The sequence below is a fragment of the Planotetraspora phitsanulokensis genome (assembly GCF_016863295.1).
GTDB lineage: Bacteria > Actinomycetota > Actinomycetes > Streptosporangiales > Streptosporangiaceae > Planotetraspora > Planotetraspora phitsanulokensis.
Genome location: NZ_BOOP01000011.1, coordinates 203271 through 221179, shown reverse-complemented (window position 1 = coordinate 221179; position 17909 = coordinate 203271). Strand labels below are relative to the sequence as shown.

General features: G+C 69.7%; 18 protein-coding genes. 13 read left to right on the top strand and 5 right to left on the bottom strand.

Translation table 11 applies throughout. The features are described from left to right. Window positions 1-147: 147 nt before the first annotated feature. From Pph01_RS15295 to acs, 5 genes are all read right to left on the bottom strand, one after another. Window positions 148-621, bottom strand: coding sequence for a DUF309 domain-containing protein (locus Pph01_RS15295; RefSeq protein ID WP_204073728.1), 474 nt, complete (start codon window positions 619-621; stop codon window positions 148-150). A gap of 212 nt (window positions 622-833) precedes the next feature. After that, on the bottom strand, window positions 834-1754 hold the full coding sequence (locus tag Pph01_RS15290) for an alpha/beta fold hydrolase (RefSeq protein ID WP_204073727.1): 921 nt from the start codon (window positions 1752-1754) through the stop codon (window positions 834-836). After that, window positions 1744-2229, bottom strand: a complete 486-nt coding sequence (locus Pph01_RS15285; protein WP_204073726.1) for a phage holin family protein — start codon at window positions 2227-2229, stop codon at window positions 1744-1746. Before Pph01_RS15285 ends, Pph01_RS15290 begins: the two co-directional genes overlap by 11 nt. A 20-nt stretch (window positions 2230-2249) precedes the next feature. Continuing rightward, window positions 2250-3452 carry a Na+/H+ antiporter NhaA gene (gene nhaA / locus Pph01_RS15280; RefSeq protein WP_204073725.1) on the bottom strand — a complete coding sequence of 401 codons (1203 nt, stop codon included), beginning with the start codon at window positions 3450-3452 and terminating at the stop codon, window positions 2250-2252. A 129-nt stretch (window positions 3453-3581) separates the two neighbouring features. Then, window positions 3582-5558: an acetate--CoA ligase gene (gene acs, locus Pph01_RS15275; protein ID WP_204073724.1), complete on the bottom strand. Its 1977-nt coding sequence runs from the start codon at window positions 5556-5558 to the stop codon at window positions 3582-3584. Between the two features lie 280 nt (window positions 5559-5838). Here acs and Pph01_RS15270 point away from each other — a divergent pair, with 280 nt between their 5' ends. The 13 genes from Pph01_RS15270 to Pph01_RS15210 all read left to right on the top strand — a co-directional run bounded on the left by Pph01_RS15270 (window position 5839) and on the right by Pph01_RS15210 (window position 17868). Next, a complete protein-coding gene (locus Pph01_RS15270; protein ID WP_204073723.1) occupies window positions 5839-6615 on the top strand; it encodes a Fic family protein in 777 nt (258 codons plus the stop codon). An 822-nt stretch (window positions 6616-7437) separates the two neighbouring features. Then, a complete protein-coding gene (gene ssd, locus Pph01_RS15265) occupies window positions 7438-7950 on the top strand; it encodes a septum site-determining protein Ssd (RefSeq protein WP_204073722.1) in 513 nt (170 codons plus the stop codon). A gap of 140 nt (window positions 7951-8090) precedes the next feature. Further along, the gene (locus Pph01_RS15260) at window positions 8091-9167 is read left to right on the top strand and encodes a tyrosine-type recombinase/integrase (RefSeq protein WP_204073721.1); all 1077 of its coding nucleotides are present in this window, start codon (window positions 8091-8093) and stop codon (window positions 9165-9167) included. Next, window positions 9164-9490 carry a helix-turn-helix domain-containing protein gene (locus tag Pph01_RS15255; protein WP_239116710.1) on the top strand — a complete coding sequence of 109 codons (327 nt, stop codon included), beginning with the start codon at window positions 9164-9166 and terminating at the stop codon, window positions 9488-9490. Before Pph01_RS15260 ends, Pph01_RS15255 begins: the two co-directional genes overlap by 4 nt. 116 nt (window positions 9491-9606) lie before the next feature. After that, window positions 9607-11079 (top strand): site-specific integrase, encoded by a 1473-nt coding sequence (locus Pph01_RS15250; protein ID WP_204073720.1) that lies wholly within the window; start codon window positions 9607-9609, stop codon window positions 11077-11079. Window positions 11080-11088: 9 nt separating this feature from the next. Further along, window positions 11089-11721, top strand: coding sequence for a septum site-determining protein Ssd (ssd, locus tag Pph01_RS15245; protein WP_204073801.1), 633 nt, complete (start codon window positions 11089-11091; stop codon window positions 11719-11721). Continuing rightward, window positions 11718-12884: a TadA family conjugal transfer-associated ATPase gene (locus Pph01_RS15240; RefSeq protein WP_373315662.1), complete on the top strand. Its 1167-nt coding sequence runs from the start codon at window positions 11718-11720 to the stop codon at window positions 12882-12884. Before ssd (Pph01_RS15245) ends, Pph01_RS15240 begins: the two co-directional genes overlap by 4 nt. After that, the gene (locus Pph01_RS15235; RefSeq protein ID WP_204073719.1) at window positions 12872-13789 is read left to right on the top strand and encodes a type II secretion system F family protein; all 918 of its coding nucleotides are present in this window, start codon (window positions 12872-12874) and stop codon (window positions 13787-13789) included. The genes Pph01_RS15240 and Pph01_RS15235 overlap by 13 nt, the downstream gene beginning before the upstream one ends. Then, window positions 13786-14523 carry a type II secretion system F family protein gene (locus Pph01_RS15230; RefSeq protein WP_239116709.1) on the top strand — a complete coding sequence of 246 codons (738 nt, stop codon included), beginning with the start codon at window positions 13786-13788 and terminating at the stop codon, window positions 14521-14523. The genes Pph01_RS15235 and Pph01_RS15230 overlap by 4 nt, the downstream gene beginning before the upstream one ends. 287 nt (window positions 14524-14810) lie before the next feature. Further along, entirely contained in the window at window positions 14811-15347 is a 537-nt protein-coding gene (locus Pph01_RS43320) for a DUF4244 domain-containing protein (RefSeq protein WP_204073718.1), read from the top strand. A gap of 45 nt (window positions 15348-15392) precedes the next feature. After that, window positions 15393-15809, top strand: coding sequence for a TadE family type IV pilus minor pilin (locus Pph01_RS15220; protein ID WP_239116708.1), 417 nt, complete (start codon window positions 15393-15395; stop codon window positions 15807-15809). After that, the gene (locus Pph01_RS15215; protein ID WP_204073717.1) at window positions 15806-16168 is read left to right on the top strand and encodes an Rv3654c family TadE-like protein; all 363 of its coding nucleotides are present in this window, start codon (window positions 15806-15808) and stop codon (window positions 16166-16168) included. The genes Pph01_RS15220 and Pph01_RS15215 overlap by 4 nt, the downstream gene beginning before the upstream one ends. A gap of 200 nt (window positions 16169-16368) precedes the next feature. Next, on the top strand, window positions 16369-17868 hold the full coding sequence (locus tag Pph01_RS15210) for a hypothetical protein (protein WP_204073716.1): 1500 nt from the start codon (window positions 16369-16371) through the stop codon (window positions 17866-17868). Window positions 17869-17909: the final 41 nt, after the last annotated feature.

Genomic DNA, 17909 nt, shown 5'->3' with positions numbered 1-17909 from the left:
CACCCCCGGCCGTGATCATGCACAAGCTCGTGGAAAGGCCCGGTGACCAGCGCCGACCTCGGGCGTGATCATGCACAAGCTCGTGGAAAGGCCCGGTGACCAGCGCCGACCTCGGGCGTGATCATGCACAGCCGTCCAGCTCGGGGATCACTTGAGATGTCCCACGATGCGAGATATCGCGCTGTTCGCGTCGGGGCTTCCCGAGTCGATCTCAACGATGATCTGGTCGGCGGCCAGGGTCATCGCCCGGAGATCCAGGTCGAACGGTCTGCGAGAGCCGTACGAGCCGAGACGGGCGGCTCCACGGGTCAGGAGCGCGACGGCGCCGGACGGGTTGCCACGCTGAACATGGGTGAGGCCAACGCATATCTGGGCAAGCCCCTGCCAAAGTTCCCGCTCGTCGGAGGGGCCGGTCTTCCAGCGGGCCTCCAGGACCTCGTGCGCATGGAACGGGTGGCCGCTCTCAAGATAGCGGCGCGCCTCGTCGATCGCCTGCCGGGCGTCCGGGGCGTAGTCGTCCGGAACGCGCGGCACGCCTTCGGTGCCGTACGGCAGGGGCCTGCCGAAGTCGTCCCGGGGACGGGAACTACGTGGTCTGCCTGCTTCATCACGGTCGCGCATGTCTTCTCCGCATCGCATGATCACGAACAGTGGAAAGCCTGTTCATGGTTATTGATCGAGAACTCTTGCATGATCACGAAGGGGGTTTTCGCAGGTCGGGCCGGCTCTTGCCGAACCTGTGCATGATCACGATCGGAGGGCGGTCAGGTCAGGTGGCCTTTCCATGAACTTGTGCATGATCACGCCCAAGGGGGAGGCGGGCTTGGGCACAGTCATCGGTCGGGTTCTGGGTCGGTGAGCCAGGAGATCAACTCGGTGTCGAACTGGTCCGGCCGCTCCTCGTGCGGGAAGTGCCCGGTCCTGTCGATCTGCCGCCACCGGTACGGCGCGGCGACGTACCGGCTGGAACCCTGGGCGGTCCGGGGGAGCACGCACGTGTCGAGCGCCCCGTGCAGTTGCAGGGTGGGCGCCTCGATCTCCTTTCGCATCTGCCTGGCGTAGCGCAGCCCGTCGGGCCGGAGCTGGGAGCGCCCGAACCAGCGGTGGTACTCCAGCGCCGAGTGGGCGACTCCCGGCACGCGGAACGCGTCCTGGTACGTGCGCCGCACGTCGCCGGGAGGCCACTCCGGCCCCGCCCACGCCTCGAGCAGACGCCCTACGAACGCGCCTCCGTCGGCCGTCAGCCGGCGTTCCGGCATTATCGGGACCTGGAACGCCAGGGCGTGCCCGCTGGCCCGTATCTGCCCGAAGATGTCGGTCAGCAGGGCCGCGCGCATCCGCAGGGGATGGGGAGCCCCCACGGGCACCAGGCGGCGAACGACCTTCGGGTCGAGCACGCTCATCGTCCAGGCGAGCAGCCCGCCCCAGTCGTGGCCGACCACGACGGCCCCCGTCTCGCCGAGGGCGCGGATCAGCCCGGCGGCGTCCACGGCGAGCGTGGGCAGGTCGTAGCCGCGGGGAGGCTTGTCGCTCGCGCCGTACCCCCGGAGATCGACCGCGACGGCGCGGTATCCGGCGGCGGGGAGGGACACGAGTTGGTGCCGCCAGGTCCACCAGAACTGGGGGAAGCCGTGGAGCAGCAGCACCAGCGGCCCCTCACCCGCCTCCACGACGTGGAACCGGGTGCCCCCGGCGTGGACGTCGCGATGGGTCCACGGGCCCTCGATCCGGACCACGGACTCGTCAAGTGCCATCGCTGATGGACTCCCGGTGTGCGCCGACCTGCCCGGCGGTGGGGCCGGTGTACGGCGGCGGGGTGGACGTGGACGTCGCGGGGGCGGCCGCCGGGGCCTCGTCCTCCTCCGGGCCACTCGCGAGGGTCTTCAGCGACCGGGCGGTGCGCTTCATCCCCGACAGGCCCTTCAGACGGCGGTACCCGATGAGGCTCATCACCGCGGCGACCACGAGGTAGAAGACCGTGACGATGAGGAACGCCACCCATGTCCACAACCCGAGCGCGACCAGCCCGTACGCGATGGTGAACGAGGCCAGGATGAGGCACAGATGCGCGATGAAGGCGGCGGCCCCGAACAGACCGGCGGCCGTGCCGACTCGCTTCGCGTCGAACCTGAGCTCGGCCTTGGCCAGCTCGATCTCCGAACGGACGAGGGTCGAGATTTGATTGCTGGCCTGGGCGACCAGGGCACCGAGCGATTCGTCCTCGGGCATCTGCGATCTCCTATCTGCGTCTACGGGACATCATGTCGTGTTCGCGCCTGTACGCGCACGTGAAGAAGGGCGGACGCGAGGGCCGCGGCGATCAGGCTGGAGGTCAGCACCGCCGTCGTCACACGATCGGAGCCCGGGTAGGCCCGGTCGCCGATGAGCAGGGAGACCGTGAAACCGATCCCGGCGAGGACCGACACCGCCGCGAGGTCGCGCCAGCGCAGGTCGTCGCTGATCCGCGCGAACCCGAGGCGGACCGACAGCCAGGCCCCTCCGAACACCCCGGCGAACTTGCCGGCGACCAGCCCGACCACGACGCCCAAGGCGATCCTGTCAGTGAAGACCGAGCCGAGCGACGCCGGGTCCAGTCTCACCCCCGCCGCGAGGAACGCGAACACGGGCACCGCCAGCCCGGCGGAGAGGGGGCGCGCGAAGTGGGCGGCACGTCCCGCGGGCGAGGGTGAGCCGTCCGTTTCGCCGCCGGTCCTGGTCAGCAGCCCGCACACCACCCCGGCGACCGTCGCGTGGACGCCGCTCTCGTGCATGAGGCTCCAGGCGGCGAGGCCGAGCGCCACGTAGACGGCCACGTTGCGGAACCGCCGCCGCTGGAGGAACCCGTACACGGCCAGGAGGGCCGCCGATCCGAGCAACGGCAGGACGTGGACCTTCTCGCTGTAGAACAGGGCGATCACCGTGATCGCGCCGAGATCGTCCACGACGGCCAGCGTGAGGAGGAAGACGCGCAGCGCGGCGGGCATGGCCGAGGCCGTCACGGCGAGGACGGCGAGGGCGAACGCGATGTCGGTGGCCATCGGGATCGCCCAGCCTCGGGCGGCTCCGGGAACGCCCCAGCTCACCGCCAGGTAGAACAGCGCCGGTACGGCCATGCCCGCGAAGGCGGCGAGCACCGGCAGCGCGGCTCTTTTGAGGGTTCTCAGCTCGCCGTGTACGAACTCTTCCTTGACCTCGATACCGGCGACGAAGAAGAAGATCGCGAGCAGGCCCTCAGCCGACCACTGGTAGAGCGTCAGGTCCATCGGACCGACGACGGCGTTCCTGAGCGCGTCGTACGACGGACCCCAGGGGGAGTTCGCCCAGATCAGCGCCATGGCGGTGGCGACGAGGACCACGACTCCGCCGATGGTCTCCGTTCGCAGCGCCTCGGCCATCCGCTGGGCGTAGGCGACCGCGGACCTGGGCGGCCGTCCCTGGGTGGGTCGGTCCATCGTCTCCCCCGCGGATCGGCTGCTGTCAGTTCGCCGACCAGACTTCCCGGCACACCTGGGGACAAGGCTACCCAAGCACGCGAAGGGGCGCGGGTGCCGTGCACCCGCGCCCCCGACTGGCCGACCGGCTCAGTCCTCGCTCTTGGCGCTCGGCAACTTCTCGGAGATGAGGTTCATCACCGAGCTGTCGGTGAGCGTGGTGACGTCACCGAGCGAACGGTTCTCGGCCACGTCGCGGAGCAGGCGACGCATGATCTTGCCGGACCGGGTCTTGGGCAGCTCGGGCACGACCAGGATCTGACGCGGCTTGGCGATGGGCCCGAGCTCCTTGGCCACGTGGGCGCGCAACTCGGCCGCGATGTGGTCGCTCTCCTCCACGTTGCCGCGCAGGATCACGAACGAGACGATCGCCTGCCCGGTGACCGGGTCGGTCGCCCCCACGACGGCCGCCTCGGCGACCTTCGGGTGGCTGACCAGTGCGCTTTCGACCTCGGTCGTCGAGATGTTGTGGCCGGAGACCAGCATGACGTCGTCGACCCGGCCGAGCAGCCACAGGTCGCCGTCCGCGTCGCGCTTGGCGCCGTCGCCGGGGAAGTACATCCCGTCGAAGCGCGACCAGTAGGTGTCGATGTACCGCTTGTCGTCGCCCCAGATCGTGCGGAGCATGGACGGCCAGGGCTCGCGGACGACGAGGAAGCCGCCGCCGCCGTCGGGCACGGAAACGCCCTGGTCGTCGACGACGTCGGCCGAGATGCCGGGCAGCGGACGCATCGCCGCGCCGGGCTTGGCGGCGGTGACGCCGGGCAGCGGGCTGATCATGATGGCGCCCGTCTCGGTCTGCCACCACGTGTCGACGACCGGGCAGCGGTCGCCGCCGATGTGCTCGCGGTACCACACATACGCCTCGGGGTTGATCGGCTCGCCGACCGACCCGAGCACCCGCAGCGAGGACATGTCGTACTTGGCGGGGATGTCGTCGCCCCACTTCATGAACGTCCTGATCGCCGTCGGCGCGGTGTAGAGGATCGTCACGTCGTACTTCTGGACGATCTCCCAGAACCGGCCCCGGTGCGGAGTGTCAGGGGTGCCCTCGTAGATCACGCTGGTCGCGCCGTTGGCGAGCGGGCCGTACACGATGTAGGAGTGCCCGGTCACCCAGCCGATGTCGGCGGTGCACCAGTAGATGTCGCTGTCGGGCTTGAGGTCGAAGACCGCGTGATGCGTCCAGGCGACCTGCGTGAGGTAGCCGCCGGTGGTGTGCAGAATCCCCTTGGGCTTCCCGGTGGTGCCGCTCGTGTACAGGATGTACAGCGGGTCCTCGGCGTCGTGCGGCACGGCCTCGTGCTCGGACGGCTGGCGGTCGACGATGTCGTGCCACCACACGTCCTTGTCGGTGGTCGCGACGTCCTGGCCGGTCCTGCGGACGACGAGCACGTGCTCGATGCTCGGGCACTGCTCCACCGCCTCGTCGACGGTCGGCTTGAGCGCGCTCGGCGCCCCGCGCCGGTAGCCGCCGTCGGCCGTGATGACGACCTTGGCGTCGGCGTCGTCGATGCGGCTCTTCAGCGCCGCGGCCGAGAAGCCGCCGAAGACGACCGAGTGGATCGCGCCGATGCGCGCGCAGGCGAGCAGCGAGATCGGCAGCTCGGGGATCATCGGCATGTAGATGGCGACCCGGTCGCCCTTGCGGACGCCCAGCTCCTCGAGGGCGTTCGCCGCCTTCGAGACCTCCTGCTGGAGGTCCGCGTACGTGATCGTACGGCTGTCGCCGTCGGGCTCGCCCTCCCAGTAGTAGGCGACCTTGTCGCCCCTGCCGGCCTCGACGTGGCGGTCGACGCAGTTGTAGGCGACGTTCAGCTTGCCGCCGATGAACCACTTGGCGAAGGGGGGATTCCACTCCAGGGTGGTCTCCCAGGGCTGGGCCCAGGTCAGCCGCTCGGCCGCGCGCTCCCAGAAGGCGAGCCGGTCCTCGGCGGCCTCCTCGTATGCGCTCGCCGTGATGTTCGCTGCCGCTGCCAGGTCGGCCGGTGGGGCGAACCGCCGCGTCTCACTCAGCAGGTTCGACAGCGTCTCCTGGGTCTCGTGACCGGGGGTCTCGGGGGCCACTCCGTACTCCTTCACAGCGTTGTGGAATCACTTTCGTTCGGCCGCCTCGGCCAAGCCGTGGATGTCGTGTCCCACTTCACCAGGCCAGGGGCGCAAAGTACAAGTAATCCGGGTAGGTCCACAGGCAGCCTACGGCTACCCGGTGTGACCATCTCTTGTCCTCGTTAATAGCGCTGTCGCTGATAAAACAGTCGTTTAGAGGGATATAAGAGCATTTCATGCGCTCAGCGGCTCAACCGGCTCGCCGAACGACCCCTACTGGCCGGTAGGGTCGGTCCCTGTGAAGGACCCATTGGCCGCCATCGCCGAGCTGCCCGGCGTGCCCCAGGCCGTCCAGGAGGCTCGGGAGGCGGTCGACCGCCTCTACGGACACCGGCTGCTCCGTCGCAGGAGCCCCGAGGTGTCGGCGGAGTCCGCGCTCCGCGGCGCTCGGGCCTCCGCGTCGCTGGAAGGCGTCGAGGTGGAGCTGGACCCGCTCCGGCGGGGCGAGGTCGCCGACCCCGTCGTGCAGGGCGCGCTGCGGGCCTCCGCCGAGCTCGGACGGCTCGGCAAGACGTGGCGGTCCGCCCCTCCTCAGGTCCTCGCCCGGCTGCACACTCTCGCGGCGACCGGTCTGACCGCGGATCCCGGCCGGCCGAGGATTGCGCCGACCTCCGCCGACCCGCTCGGAATCGGCGCCGCGCCGGGTCCCGAGGAGACCGCGGCGCGGATGAGCGCGCTGGCGGAGCTGGTCTCGGCCGCCTCGCAGGCGCCGGCGCTCGTCCTGTCGGCGATCGTGCACGCCGAATTGGTCGTGCTCCGGCCGTTCGGAGTGGTGGACGGTGTGGTCGCCAGAGCGGCCGCGCGGCTGACGCTCGTGGAGCACGGGCTCGACCCCAAGTCGCTCGTGGCCGTCGAGGTGGGCCACGCCGACCTCGGCGACGCGTACGGCGAGAGCCTGCGGGCCTATCTCACGGGCACCGCCGACGGCGTGGGGACGTGGGTGCGGCACTGCGCCGAGGCCACGGTCCTGGGAGCCCGCGAGACCACCGCAGTCTGCGAGGCATTGTCGCGCTGACTGAGATCGAGGGTCGGGGAACGGTGGGGCGGGAGGTGCGGGGAGGTGGTGGAGATGATCAGCCGGAGACAAAGCGGACGGCGTCCCTGTGATGGAACGCCGTCCCTGGTACGTCACGCTGGGTTACCAAGCGTGCACCTCGAATCTGCCGGACCGGGTCAAGCCCGTCTCGGCACGCCTCCCGCGGCTGGTCGCGCGTGGGTGCCCTGCGGCCGTACGCGGACCCTCAGGTCCGTAAGCCCTTTCTACGTCCGATTGCTTCGGTTGGAAACCCCGAGACCAAGACCTTTACGAGGATCACAGTCTTCCGGAAACAGGTATTTGTATGGTCTTATGGCGGTAAGGATGAGTCTCCACCGTTGGAGCTCGCTTGGGCTGTCGATTTCACTCGGTGTGACGGGCGGCCCTACCGGAACCGGCCGCGGATGTCCACAGTCGAGACTGACTCAGTGAAAAAAACTGACTCAGTTTAGAGAGGATGCTCGACGAACCTCATATTGATCGGGCAGCATACGGTGTGTCTCTTCCGAAGGAGGCCTAGCATGTGCGACTTGCCACGCGGTGGCCCCCTTCCAATGACTTTCCTCTAAAACGGAACCGGCTCTACCCCCCCAGAGCCGGACCGGTTGGCGACCCCCGCTATCCCCCCCAGCGGGGGTCGCCTGCTTTCTCTTCCGTCCTGGATTCCCTGTGCGGTACGGCCTGCCTGCGCGTGCCGCCGTCGTCCACAGGCCGGGTGCTCGTCCACAGAGCGGCGTTCGGGCATCGGCCGGGGATGCGGGACAGAGCACGGTGGTCTCCCCGACCGACAGGGAGAGACCGATGCACCGGCCCTTGGCCATCACCGACGACCAGGAACTGCTCGACGATCTGCTGCGCGTCGCCGCGGCCGCCGGAGTGGAGATGGACGTCGCCCATGCGGCGGGCCACGCCCGGCCGTACTGGACCCAGGCTCCGCTCGTGGTCGTCGGAGGTGACCTCGCCGACGCTCTGGCCGCGGTCGCGCCGCCGCCACGACAGAACGTCCTGCTCGTGACCCGGGTCCACGACGACCCGGACATGTGGCGCAGATGTGTGGCCGTGGGGGCGCAGGCGGTGCTCGAACTGCCTCAGGAGGAGCGGCTTCTCGTCGAGGAACTGGGGGAGCTCGCCGACCCGGTGACCAGGTCGGGCACCGTGTTGTGCGTCGTGGGCGGCAGCGGAGGCGCGGGGGCCACGGTCCTGTCGGCCTCGCTGGCCCTCACGTCCTCCCGGACGGGAGCGAGGACGTTGCTCGTCGACGCCGACCCAGTTACATCTCCCTTGAGTTCGCCTGAAGGCCCTCGCCCTACCTAACCCCTTCACTACCTCTGACCTCAGTTGATGAAGCCATCCCCTTGCTTCTCAACGGTTTGCTAAAGTCTCATGATTCCTGAGACTTTCATAGCTTCAGGCGGAAGACTGCTGTCCAAGTGAGCTTGGAGGTGGATGGCTGCATGGCTCTTGCCGCAGTGCGAGATCTCCGAGAGTCGCGAGTACCCGCGACCGCTGAGGAACTGGCCGACTTCGAGACGGACGTTTTCGCAGGGTTCGTGCTCGCGCGAGCCTCCAGCGGGTTGTCGGACCTCACTATCCAGCGCGACGGGTCCAACCTGGAGCAGATCCGGCGCTGGTTCGGGCGGCCACTATGGGAACTCGAACCAGCGGATGTCGATCGCTACTTAGGTGCCGTCCACCGCGGGGCCGCCCCGAGCACCCGTTCTGGCAAGGCCCAGACTCTGTCGATCTTCTTCGAATACCTTGAACTACGCCACAAGGTTGAGCTGTACAACCTCACCGGCCGTGCGATCGAGTCGCCCCTGGACGAGATGAACAGGCCGAGAGGAGGCCACCAGGGACGGATACGCATCCCACCCACTGCCGAGGAGGTCGAACGGCTCTTCGCCGGCTGGCGTGAAGATCTCGTCAGCTGCCGAAAGTTCGCCACTTCAGCTCGGAACTACACCGCTCTCAGGCTGATCACGGACGTTGGACTACGCATCAACGAAACCCGTCACCTGGACATCCATGACGTGAAGTGGAAGCTCGGCCGCTTCGGCAAGCTACATGTCCGCAAGGGTAAGGGAGCCCATGGCAGCGGCCCCAAAGAACGCGTCGTCCCCCTCATCAACGACGCCGACACATCCTTGCGGTGGTACGTCGAGGACGTCTGGGGCGCCTTCGGTGACGATCACACCCGGCACGGCGCACCCCTGTTCCCTTCGGAGCGGAAGAATGCCGCAGGAGGGAACAGGCGAATCAGCGATGACCGGCTACGCGCCTCCCTCGAGGAAGTCGTCGAACGGCACCTTCCAGCTTGGGCTGGGCGGCTATCCCCGCACGTCCTGCGCCACTTCTGCGCGTCTCAGCTCTACACCACTGGAATGGACCTGATGGCCGTGCAGGAACTACTCGGACACCAATGGGTGGTCACGACCATGAGGTACATACACCCACATCGCACCCACGTCGAAGACGCCTGGGTGGCCGCCGACAAACGCGCCCAACGTCGACTTGAAGGACTCTTCCGATGACCGGCATCAAGTGGAACTTGCGCCTGGCGGCAGCACAACGTGACATCTGGAAGGCCAGTCACCTGCAGCGCATGCTGGCTGAACGAGGCCTCGAGATCAGCTCCGGCAAGATGTCCAACCTCTGGTCGGGCCAGCCGGCCAGCATCAAGCTCAGCGACCTCGCGGTCATCTGCGCCGTGCTGAACTGCACCCCCTCAGACCTTCTGGTCGTAGAACCCGACAAACTCCCTCAGCCGATTCCTCACGCCCCGGCCAAGGCCGTCGGCCAGGACAGCGACGTCACTCCAAGGCCTCGAAGTGGCCGCACTTTGCCACCCCGATGATCATGCGGGACTGGCGGAACCGGAAGCCGCCCACCAGTTGCCCCTACTGCCACAGCTGGGGACCATCCCCGCAGACCCTGTGCGGGGGCTGTCACAACTGGCGAAGCAACCACGAGATGGGCCAGTGCACCGGATGCGGTCGCACAGTTCCGATCTTCAAGGGAGACCGGTACCGCGGCTACTGCCGCCTGTGTCGCCACCAGGCCCGTCTCGAAGCCGGCGACTATCACACGCCGCTGATGCCGTATCTGCAGGCCCTCTCGGGGCACCACCAGTTGTTCCTGGCCAACATGGACCGAGCGCTCAGCGTGATGCGTCCACACGGCAACCGCCGCGGACAGCCGCGGTCCAAGCCAGCAGCCGTACGGCTCACACTCCCCGAAGACGAACAACTCGAACTCTTCGAGCCTCCAGCACGCGACTTCACCAGGTTTCGCACCAAGGAACACGCGGAGTACACGGCACCGTGGGTGCTCTACACCACCCAGATAGCTGCTCGCCTGAGCGAGGCCCGCGGGTGGTCCGCCGAGGTCACCCAGCGCACCCGCCGGGGCCTGGTCATCCTCATGTCGTCATACCCCGGCTTCGGCCGGCTCCGCCGATCAGAAGTCATGCCGCTCCACGCCCGCCAGCTCCCCGTAGAGCGCGTCTGTGACGTCCTCGAGGAGATTGGACTGCTGATCGACGATCGGGCCGCAGCGCTCGATCTGTGGCTTGATCGCGCACTCTCTGGTCTCGCGTCGGGCATCCGCAGCGACGTATTGATCTGGATCAACGAACTCCGCCACGGAACGCCCCGTCGGCGGCCACGACAAGAGCGGACCATCCACGCAGCCGTGCCCTACGTCCGCCCGCTTCTCGAGCACTGGTCACAGAGCTACGACCACCTTCGGGAGGTGACAAAGGATGACCTCCACGAGTCCATCAAGCCACTCACAGGGACACCGCGTAGGCACACCATCCTGGCCTTGCGCTCGCTGTTCGGGTGCCTGAAGCGCCGCAAAGTGATCTTCCGCAACCCAGCCGCACGCCTACGTCCTGGAGGCACGCTTGACCGCGCTCGCGTGCCACTCGACCAGGCCGAGCTCGATCTCGCGATCAAACGAGCAGGCACACCGACTCACCGGATCATCCTCGTCCTCGCCGCTATTCACGCGCTGCGCAGGAAGGCGATCTGCCTGCTGACATTGGAAGATGTCGATCTCGCCAACCGACGCATGACTGTCAACGATCACACTCGGCCACTCGATCACGTGACCGCACGCGCGATACAGGAATACCTGGATTACCGACGTCAACGCTGGCCGAACACCGCTAATCCGCATCTGCTCATCACCCAGCAGACTGCCCACGAGACCCAGCCCGTGAGCCTGTTCTGGGTGGGAAAGCATTTCCGGGGCCTGCCAGCGACCCTGGAGCGACTCCGGGTCGACCGGCACCTAGACGAGGCCCTCGCGAACGGCGCCGACCCGCTACATCTGGCCATCGTCTTCGGCATGAGCGACACCACTGCCGTCCGGTACGCGACCGCAGCCCGGCGGATCATGGAAGAATCCGCATCCCGACTTGGAGGCGAACTCGAGGCCTGACGAGCCCAAATTGAGCTCTCAGGTCCCCAAGTTCCCGTTGACAGACCTTCAGAAATCCTGAACATAAGCACTGCCCTGGGCGGGGGCATCGACGTCGTCCTCGGCCAGGAGGAGGCGACCGGAGCCCGCTGGCCGGACGTCGTCGGGCGGGAGGGCCGGGTCAGCTTCGCCGCGCTTCAGGACGCGCTGCCGACGTTCGGGGAGCTCACGGTGTTGTCCTGGCATCGTGGCGAGCCGGCGGACATTCCACGAGAGGCGATGCGGGCCGTGCTCGACGCCGCCAGGCGCGGGTGCGACCTGGTGGTCGTCGACCTCCCGCGCGCGGTGGGCGAGGGAGCGGCGGAGGCGCTGTCCAGGGCGACGGCGACGCTGGTGGTGGTCCAGGCGGATGTCAGGGGCACCCTCGCCGCCGCCCAGACGCTCGCGCTGCTGCGTCGTCACACCGGCGACCTGCGGATGGTCGTCCGGGAGGGGAGCATCGAGCCGGATGTCATCGCCGCGACCCTGGGCCTTCCCTGCGCGGGGCTCGTCCCCGAGTCGCGCGGCCTCGTCGAGACGCTGGATCGCGGCGATCCGCCTCCGCTCGGCCGATCACCGCTCGGCCGGTTCTGTTCCGATCTGCTGTCGGGCCTCACCTCGTGACCACGGTGAACGCCGTTCCGGCGGAGCTGGCGGAGGCCGTCAGAGTACGGCTGTCGCGAGCGGGCGTCCCGCCCACCGCGGCGCAGGTGGCCGCCGCCCTGCGGGCCGAGCGCGCGGTCCTGGGAGACGCGGAGGTCCTTGCGATCGCCCGCGTCCTGAAGGCGGAGCTCATCGGCGCAGGCCCTCTCGAGAGCCTGTTGTCCGAGCCGGGCGTGACAGACGTCCTGGTCAACGGGCCGCGCGAGGTGTGGGTCGACGACGGCCTCGGGTTGCGCCGCACGGCGGTCACCTTTCCCGGCGATGAGGAGGTCCGGCGGCTGGCCCAGCGTCTCGCGGCCGCTGCCGGTCGGAGGCTCGACGACGCCTGCCCCTACGTGGACGCGCGACTGGCAGGCGGGGTGCGCCTGCACGCGGTGTTGCCGCCCATCGCGCCCGACGGCACCTGCCTGTCGCTCCGCCTGCCCTCACGCCGCGTCTTCACTATCGAGGAACTCGTCACGGGGGCGGGGGCGGCGGTGTTGCGGGCGGTCGTGGCGGCACGGCAGGCGTTCCTCATCACGGGCGGCACCGGCACCGGGAAGACGACGCTGCTGTCGAGCCTGCTCTCCCTCGCCGACCCGGGAGAGAGGCTGATCCTCGTCGAGGACTCCGCTGAGCTGCGGCCCCACCATCCGCACGTCGTGCGGCTCGAGGCCCGGCCGCCCAACCTCGAAGGCGCCGGGGGTGTCGGTCTTCGCGATCTGGTACGGCAGGCCCTTCGCATGCGGCCCGACCGTCTGGTCGTGGGAGAGGTTCGCGGATCCGAAGTAGTCGATCTCCTGGCCGCTCTCAACACCGGTCACGAGGGCGGTTGCGGCACACTCCACGCCAACAGGGCGACGGATGTCCCCGCCCGGCTGGAAGCGCTCGCGTGCGCGGCCCGTCTCTCCCGTGAGGCCGTGCACAGTCAGATCGCGGCCGCTCTCGACATCGTCGTCCATCTCGTTCGCGATCCCGGCGGGGGCCGCCGCAGGGTGGCGGAGGTCTGCCTGCTCGAACGTCAGGACTCCGGGCTGGTGGTCGCCGTGCCCGCTCTGACGTTCGGGGGCGACGGCCGGGTCGCCCCCGGCCCGTCCCTGGACGCGCTGCGCCGGCGTTGTCCGGAGCTCCCGTGGCCGTCGTAGCCGTACTGGCTGCCGTGCTCGCCGCCTGGGTGAGCACAGGGCCGAGCGTGCCGGAGGCCAGGCTGGCCGCGGTCATCGGTGTGCGTGAACCGAGACCGGGCCGTCGTGTGTGGAAGGCGCTGGTCGACCGCCGGCGTCCGATGGCAGAGGAGGCGGCCTGGCGGGCGGCGTGCATCGAGCTGTGCGAGGCCGTGGCCGCCGAGCTGGCCGCGGGAAAACAGGCGGGTGAGGCCCTGGTGAGGGCGGTCGCCGCCGTGACCGTGTCCGACGCGGCCGCCCTGTTGCCGGTGGCCGCCGCGGCGCGTGACGGGGGCGACGTTCCGGCTGCCCTCACCGGAGCCGCATCCGTGCCGGGCGGGGAGGGTCTCCTGCGGCTCGCCGCCTGCTGGCGTGTGAGCGCGAGCGCGGGTGGCGATCTCATGGCGCTCGTCGAGCGCTTGGCGATGTCGCTGCGCGCCGCGGAGTCGCATCGGCAGGACGTGACCGCGCAGTTGGCGGGTCCGCGGGCGACCGCCCGCATGCTGGCGGGCCTTCCCCTGCTGGGATTGCTCATGGCGGCCGGCCTCGGAATGAGTCCCGTGTCGTTCCTCCTCGGCAGCCCGGCAGGAGTCGGCTGCCTGGTTCTGGGCCTCGCGCTCGATGCGACAGGCGTCTGGTGGACCGGTCGCCTTGTCGCGCGAGCACAGGGACGGTCCCCACGAGGGCGTGAACGAGGGCGAGAACGAGGGCGAGGGCGAGCGCAGGAACGGGTGCCGGGCGATCGGGGGCCTGGCACCTGGAACGCGGGTAGTCGGGGGCCTGGCACCCGGGAACCGGGTGTTCGTGGGCAGGGTCGGGGATCGGGTGCTCGGGAGCCGCGTATTCGCGGAAGCCGAGGGCTGGAGCCGGGAGGGCGCGCGACATGATCGTGTTCGCCGCGATGGCTCTCACCGCGCTCGCGGTGCTGGTCTGGCCGGCTCCCGTGTCCCCGGAAGGACGGCTCCGCGCGATCCGGAGTTCGCCGAGCGGCCCCGGCAGAGGCGACGGCGCTGGAGGGGACGTCCCGCGGCCGGGACTCGTGGTCGCCGTACCGGCGGGGTTCCTCGTGTTCCTGCTCGTGGGCGGCGTTCCAGGAGTGGCGGCGGGCGTGCTCGTCGCCGGTGGCGTGTTCGCGATCGTCAGCAGACGTGAGCCGGCCGATGTCCGCCGGCGGCGCGAGAGGATGGCCGCGGATCTGCCGTTCGCCGCCGATCTCGTGGCGGCCTGCCTGCGGGCCGGCCAGCCGTTGAGTGGCGCGATCGAGACCACGGCCGGAGCCCTCGGCGGCCCGCTCGGCGAGCGGCTCTCCTGGGTGGCGGCTCAGGTGAGGCTCGGGGCCGACCCGGAGGACGTGTGGGCGGTCGTCGCGAGCGAACCGCCACTGGGCGCGCTGGCCCGGACGATGATCAGGGCCGCGCAGAACGGGGCGCCCGTCGCGGACGCGCTTACGAGGCTGGCCGACGATGCGCGCGATGCCGCACGGGCGGCCTCCGCGGCAGTGGCTCGCAAGGCCGGAGTCCAGGCGGTGGCTCCGTTGGGGCTGTGTTTCCTGCCCGCGTTCGTGTTCCTGGGGATCGTGCCCGTGGTCGCGGGCCTGGCAGCGCAAATCCTCCTGCCGTGACTCCGCTGAGGACTGCCCGTGGGTCGGTGGCCGCCAGCCACGAGCCGGCCGTCCGCTGGTTCCCGCAGGCATGACCTTGTGGATGCGACCGTCCACACCTGTGGACAGTGGATGTGGTCGACCGGCGGGAAACGCCGCTTCACCTCGGTCTTTCCGTAATCCACAGGTGTCGGCCGGGGAGTCGCTCATCCACAGCAGCCGATTCGCCCAGAAGGCGGCGGCGCGAAATCCAGCAACGTGGCTCCGGTCGCGGGCGGGTGGTCCGCCCCACGGTGTCAGGAGGTCCGATGGTCAGTCGGAGAGCGGAGCCCACACTCCCCGGAGTCGAGCAGACGCCGGTTCAGGGAGGCGGCGGGAGGGCCCTTCCAGTCCGCTCGCGTGTGCGGGGGTGGCTCGCCGCCCTGGCGAGGCCGTTCGGACGGGAAGCCGGCTGTCCCGTTGCCGGGGCATGGACGTCCGGAGTCCGGAGTGCGGTCGGCGCCGCCCGGGCTGTGGGGCGCTGGGCGGGGGTCCAGTGGACGCTTCTCGCCTGCGGGGGAGGTTGCGTGGGAGACCTGCCCACAGGCCAGGCGAGGGCGCGCGCGGACGCATCATCGGCCGAGGCCCGGCCCGCCGTCCGTCCAGTCACCCGTCCGCGGGCCGAGGAAGGACCACTCACGAGAGCCCGCGCGAGAGCCGAAGCCGGTATGTCGACGGCGGAGTACGCCGTGGGGACGATCGCCGCCTGCGGGTTCGCCGCGCTGCTGTTCAAGATCGTGACAAGTGCGGAGGTCAGGTCGATGCTCTCCGCGCTCATTCAGAAGGCGCTCAAGCTGGCCGGCTGATCGGGTGCGTGGCGAATTCCAGGAAGCGCAAGGGAGGAGTTGAGCGTGCCGAGCATTGTGGCTGAGACGAGCTCCACGGGGCCCGGGAGTCCGGCGGGCGCCGGCCGGACGAGGCGGGAGCGGGGTTCGGTGACGGCGGAGACGGCCGTCGCGCTTCCCGCACTGGTGGTCGTGCTGGCCGCTTCGCTGTGGGCGGTCGCCGTCGTCGGCGCACAACTCCAATGTGTGGACGCGGCCCGGGCGGGTGCCCGGGCCGCCGCACGGGGCGAGTCGGCCGGTGCGGTCCGCGAGGCCGTCGCACGGTCGGCTCCGGCGAACGCGAGGGTCGACGTCACCTCTGACGCGGAGGTGGCTCGCGTCCAGGTCGCCGTCCGGGTCCAGCCCCGATGGGGCCTGGTTTCGCCTGCCGTCGAGGTGAGCGCGTCGGCCGTGTCCGCTCTCGAGCCGGGCGTGGAGCCATGAGGCGGGGACGCCGCGACGAGGGATCGGCGACGGTGTGGATGGTCACGGTTGTGGCCGTGGTGTGGATCACGACGATGGCCGTCGTGGACGTCGGGGTCGCCCGTGTGGCAGCGCTCCGCGCTCAGAGTGCGGCCGATCTCAGCGCGCTGGCCGCGGCGGCCCGGGCGGCGACCGCTCAGGGTGAGGCCTGCGCGCGGGCGCGGACCGTGGCGACCGCCAACGGGGCGCGAGCGAATCGGTGCTCGATTTCGCAGGGGATCGCCACGGTCTCGGTCTCCGTGCGTTTCGCGCTCCCCTTTTTCGGCACGCGTACGGCTGTCGCGGTGGCGAAGGCCGGTCCGGTCGGTCCGAGGCTCTGAGCGGCCGACGGCCCAGCCATATGTCCAGTTATGGAAGGTTTGCACCAAACGTGACCGTGAGTATTCGTCGCAATAGAATCACGACTTCTTGGACGCCGAGTCCAAGAACTGGACGACTGGCTATGGTTTCCCCTACTCCCGGTCATTCTGAAGATTCCTCGGGATCGGGTTCCTGGCCGTTCTTGACGGAGGGATGGGCAGTGATCGCGCTTCGCAGCCTGGCCGTGGCGGCGGGGATCGTGCCGCTCGCGACGATGTCCGTGCTGCTGGTCGGCGCCGCTCCGGCGAGCGCGGCCCCCAGCGGCATCACCTCACCGTCGCCGGGAGCGATCATCAAGACCTCGGGTCCGGTGACGGTCTCGGCCCAGACCGGCCTCCTGCAGCTGAGCATGGGCCTCTACGTCGAAGGGCCGTCCGTATCCCGGAAGAGGGTCGCCCAGGGCGGTCTCAACCAGACGATCAAGGGCTCGTTCGACCCCGGGTCCGCCCCGAACGGCGTCTTCACGGTGTCCCTCCGCGGAGAGATCACGAAGAAGACCTACAAGACGGCCACCTTCACCCTCAGCCGCCCCCCGGCCACTCCTTCGGCCGTCGGCGCCGAGCTCACGGGCCCGTCGAACGTGGTCGTCACGTGGGCCGAGGGTTCCGAACCGGACCTGCGGTCCTACGTGGTCTTCAACATGGCGACGGAGAAGTCGCAGACCATCCCGGTGGGGTCGGCATGCTCGAGCTCGCCCTGCCGCGCCAGCCTCGCGGTTCCCGCGGGGGCGGCCGGCCAGCGGGTCGGGTTCTCCGTCCAGGCGGTGCGTTCCGACGGTCAGGGCGGCACCGTCGCGTCGAGCGGATCCGCGGTCTCTTACGTGAACATCCCGGCCGCGCCGCCGCCGACGCCGACCGCGACGTCTCCGGCGACGTCTCCGGCGACGTCGCCTTCCGCGGCGTCCTCCGGTCCGGCGCAGGGCTCGACGGCCACGGCCGTGTCGCGGCCGCCCCTCCAGCGACTCACCGGGGGCACCTCGAAAGCCGGCCTCACTCTTCCCGAACTGCCCGATGCCGACGACGCGAGCCCACCCGAGGTAGCGCCTCCCGGTTCCACAGCGATCGAACCTGTCCTGGAGCCGTCCGGTTCACTGCTCAGCGGTCCCGGCATCGGCATCCTGCTCGCGCTGGTCGGTGTGCTGTTGCTCCTGGGCGCTCACGTGCGCGGCCGGTTGAAGCGCGGCAAGGCGGCGTACGCCGGCGCCGGTGCTCTGGCGGCGCCGATCGGCGCCGGTGGCGGCGTCGCCCGGTCCGTGGGGGCGGGCGGCCGCGTCTGGACGGGCGGCTTGCGTGCCGTCACGTCGGGTCCCGGCGGGGGTGGGACCGGCGTTCCGGCCCTGACACCGGCCGCGGTCCGTCGGCTCCCGAGTCTCGCGCCGACGACTTCAGGGGCTTCAGCGACGACCACATGGGGGCTGGTCAGAGGCACCGCCGCCACCATCGCCCGGCGCCCCTCCATCGTGCTCGCCGCCAGTGGGGACCGCAGACCGCAGACCGTGCTGGTGGCCTCCGCCGAACCTGTGGACGCCGACGGAACCGGCCCTCTCGAGCGGGTTCCCGCGCGCGAGGGCGACCAGGGGAGGTTCGACCGGCCGGCGGAGGGCGAATGGATCGGCGACGACGACGATCCCTACACCGGACGGCGCCGCCGGGAACCGTGAGCAGGCGTCTCGGAGGCTCGGCTCTCTAGCCCGGCTCGGCT

Bases quoted from the DNA above. Each gene is read 5' to 3' on its own strand.
- Pph01_RS15295 (WP_204073728.1), bottom strand. From the start codon at position 621: ATGCGCGACCGTGATGAAGCAGGCAGACCACGTAGTTCCCGTCCCCGG.
- Pph01_RS15215 (WP_204073717.1), top strand. From the start codon at position 15,806: ATGAGGCGGGGACGCCGCGACGAGGGATCGGCGACGGTGTGGATGGTC.
- Pph01_RS15230 (WP_239116709.1), top strand. From the start codon at position 13,786: ATGATCGTGTTCGCCGCGATGGCTCTCACCGCGCTCGCGGTGCTGGTC.
- Pph01_RS15250 (WP_204073720.1), top strand. From the start codon at position 9,607: ATGGGCCAGTGCACCGGATGCGGTCGCACAGTTCCGATCTTCAAGGGA.
- Pph01_RS15255 (WP_239116710.1), top strand. From the start codon at position 9,164: ATGACCGGCATCAAGTGGAACTTGCGCCTGGCGGCAGCACAACGTGAC.
- Pph01_RS43320 (WP_204073718.1), top strand. From the start codon at position 14,811: ATGGTCAGTCGGAGAGCGGAGCCCACACTCCCCGGAGTCGAGCAGACG.
- Pph01_RS15285 (WP_204073726.1), bottom strand. From the start codon at position 2,229: ATGCCCGAGGACGAATCGCTCGGTGCCCTGGTCGCCCAGGCCAGCAAT.
- Pph01_RS15260 (WP_204073721.1), top strand. From the start codon at position 8,091: ATGGCTCTTGCCGCAGTGCGAGATCTCCGAGAGTCGCGAGTACCCGCG.
- ssd (WP_204073722.1), top strand. From the start codon at position 7,438: ATGCACCGGCCCTTGGCCATCACCGACGACCAGGAACTGCTCGACGAT.
- Pph01_RS15290 (WP_204073727.1), bottom strand. From the start codon at position 1,754: ATGGCACTTGACGAGTCCGTGGTCCGGATCGAGGGCCCGTGGACCCAT.
- nhaA (WP_204073725.1), bottom strand. From the start codon at position 3,452: ATGGACCGACCCACCCAGGGACGGCCGCCCAGGTCCGCGGTCGCCTAC.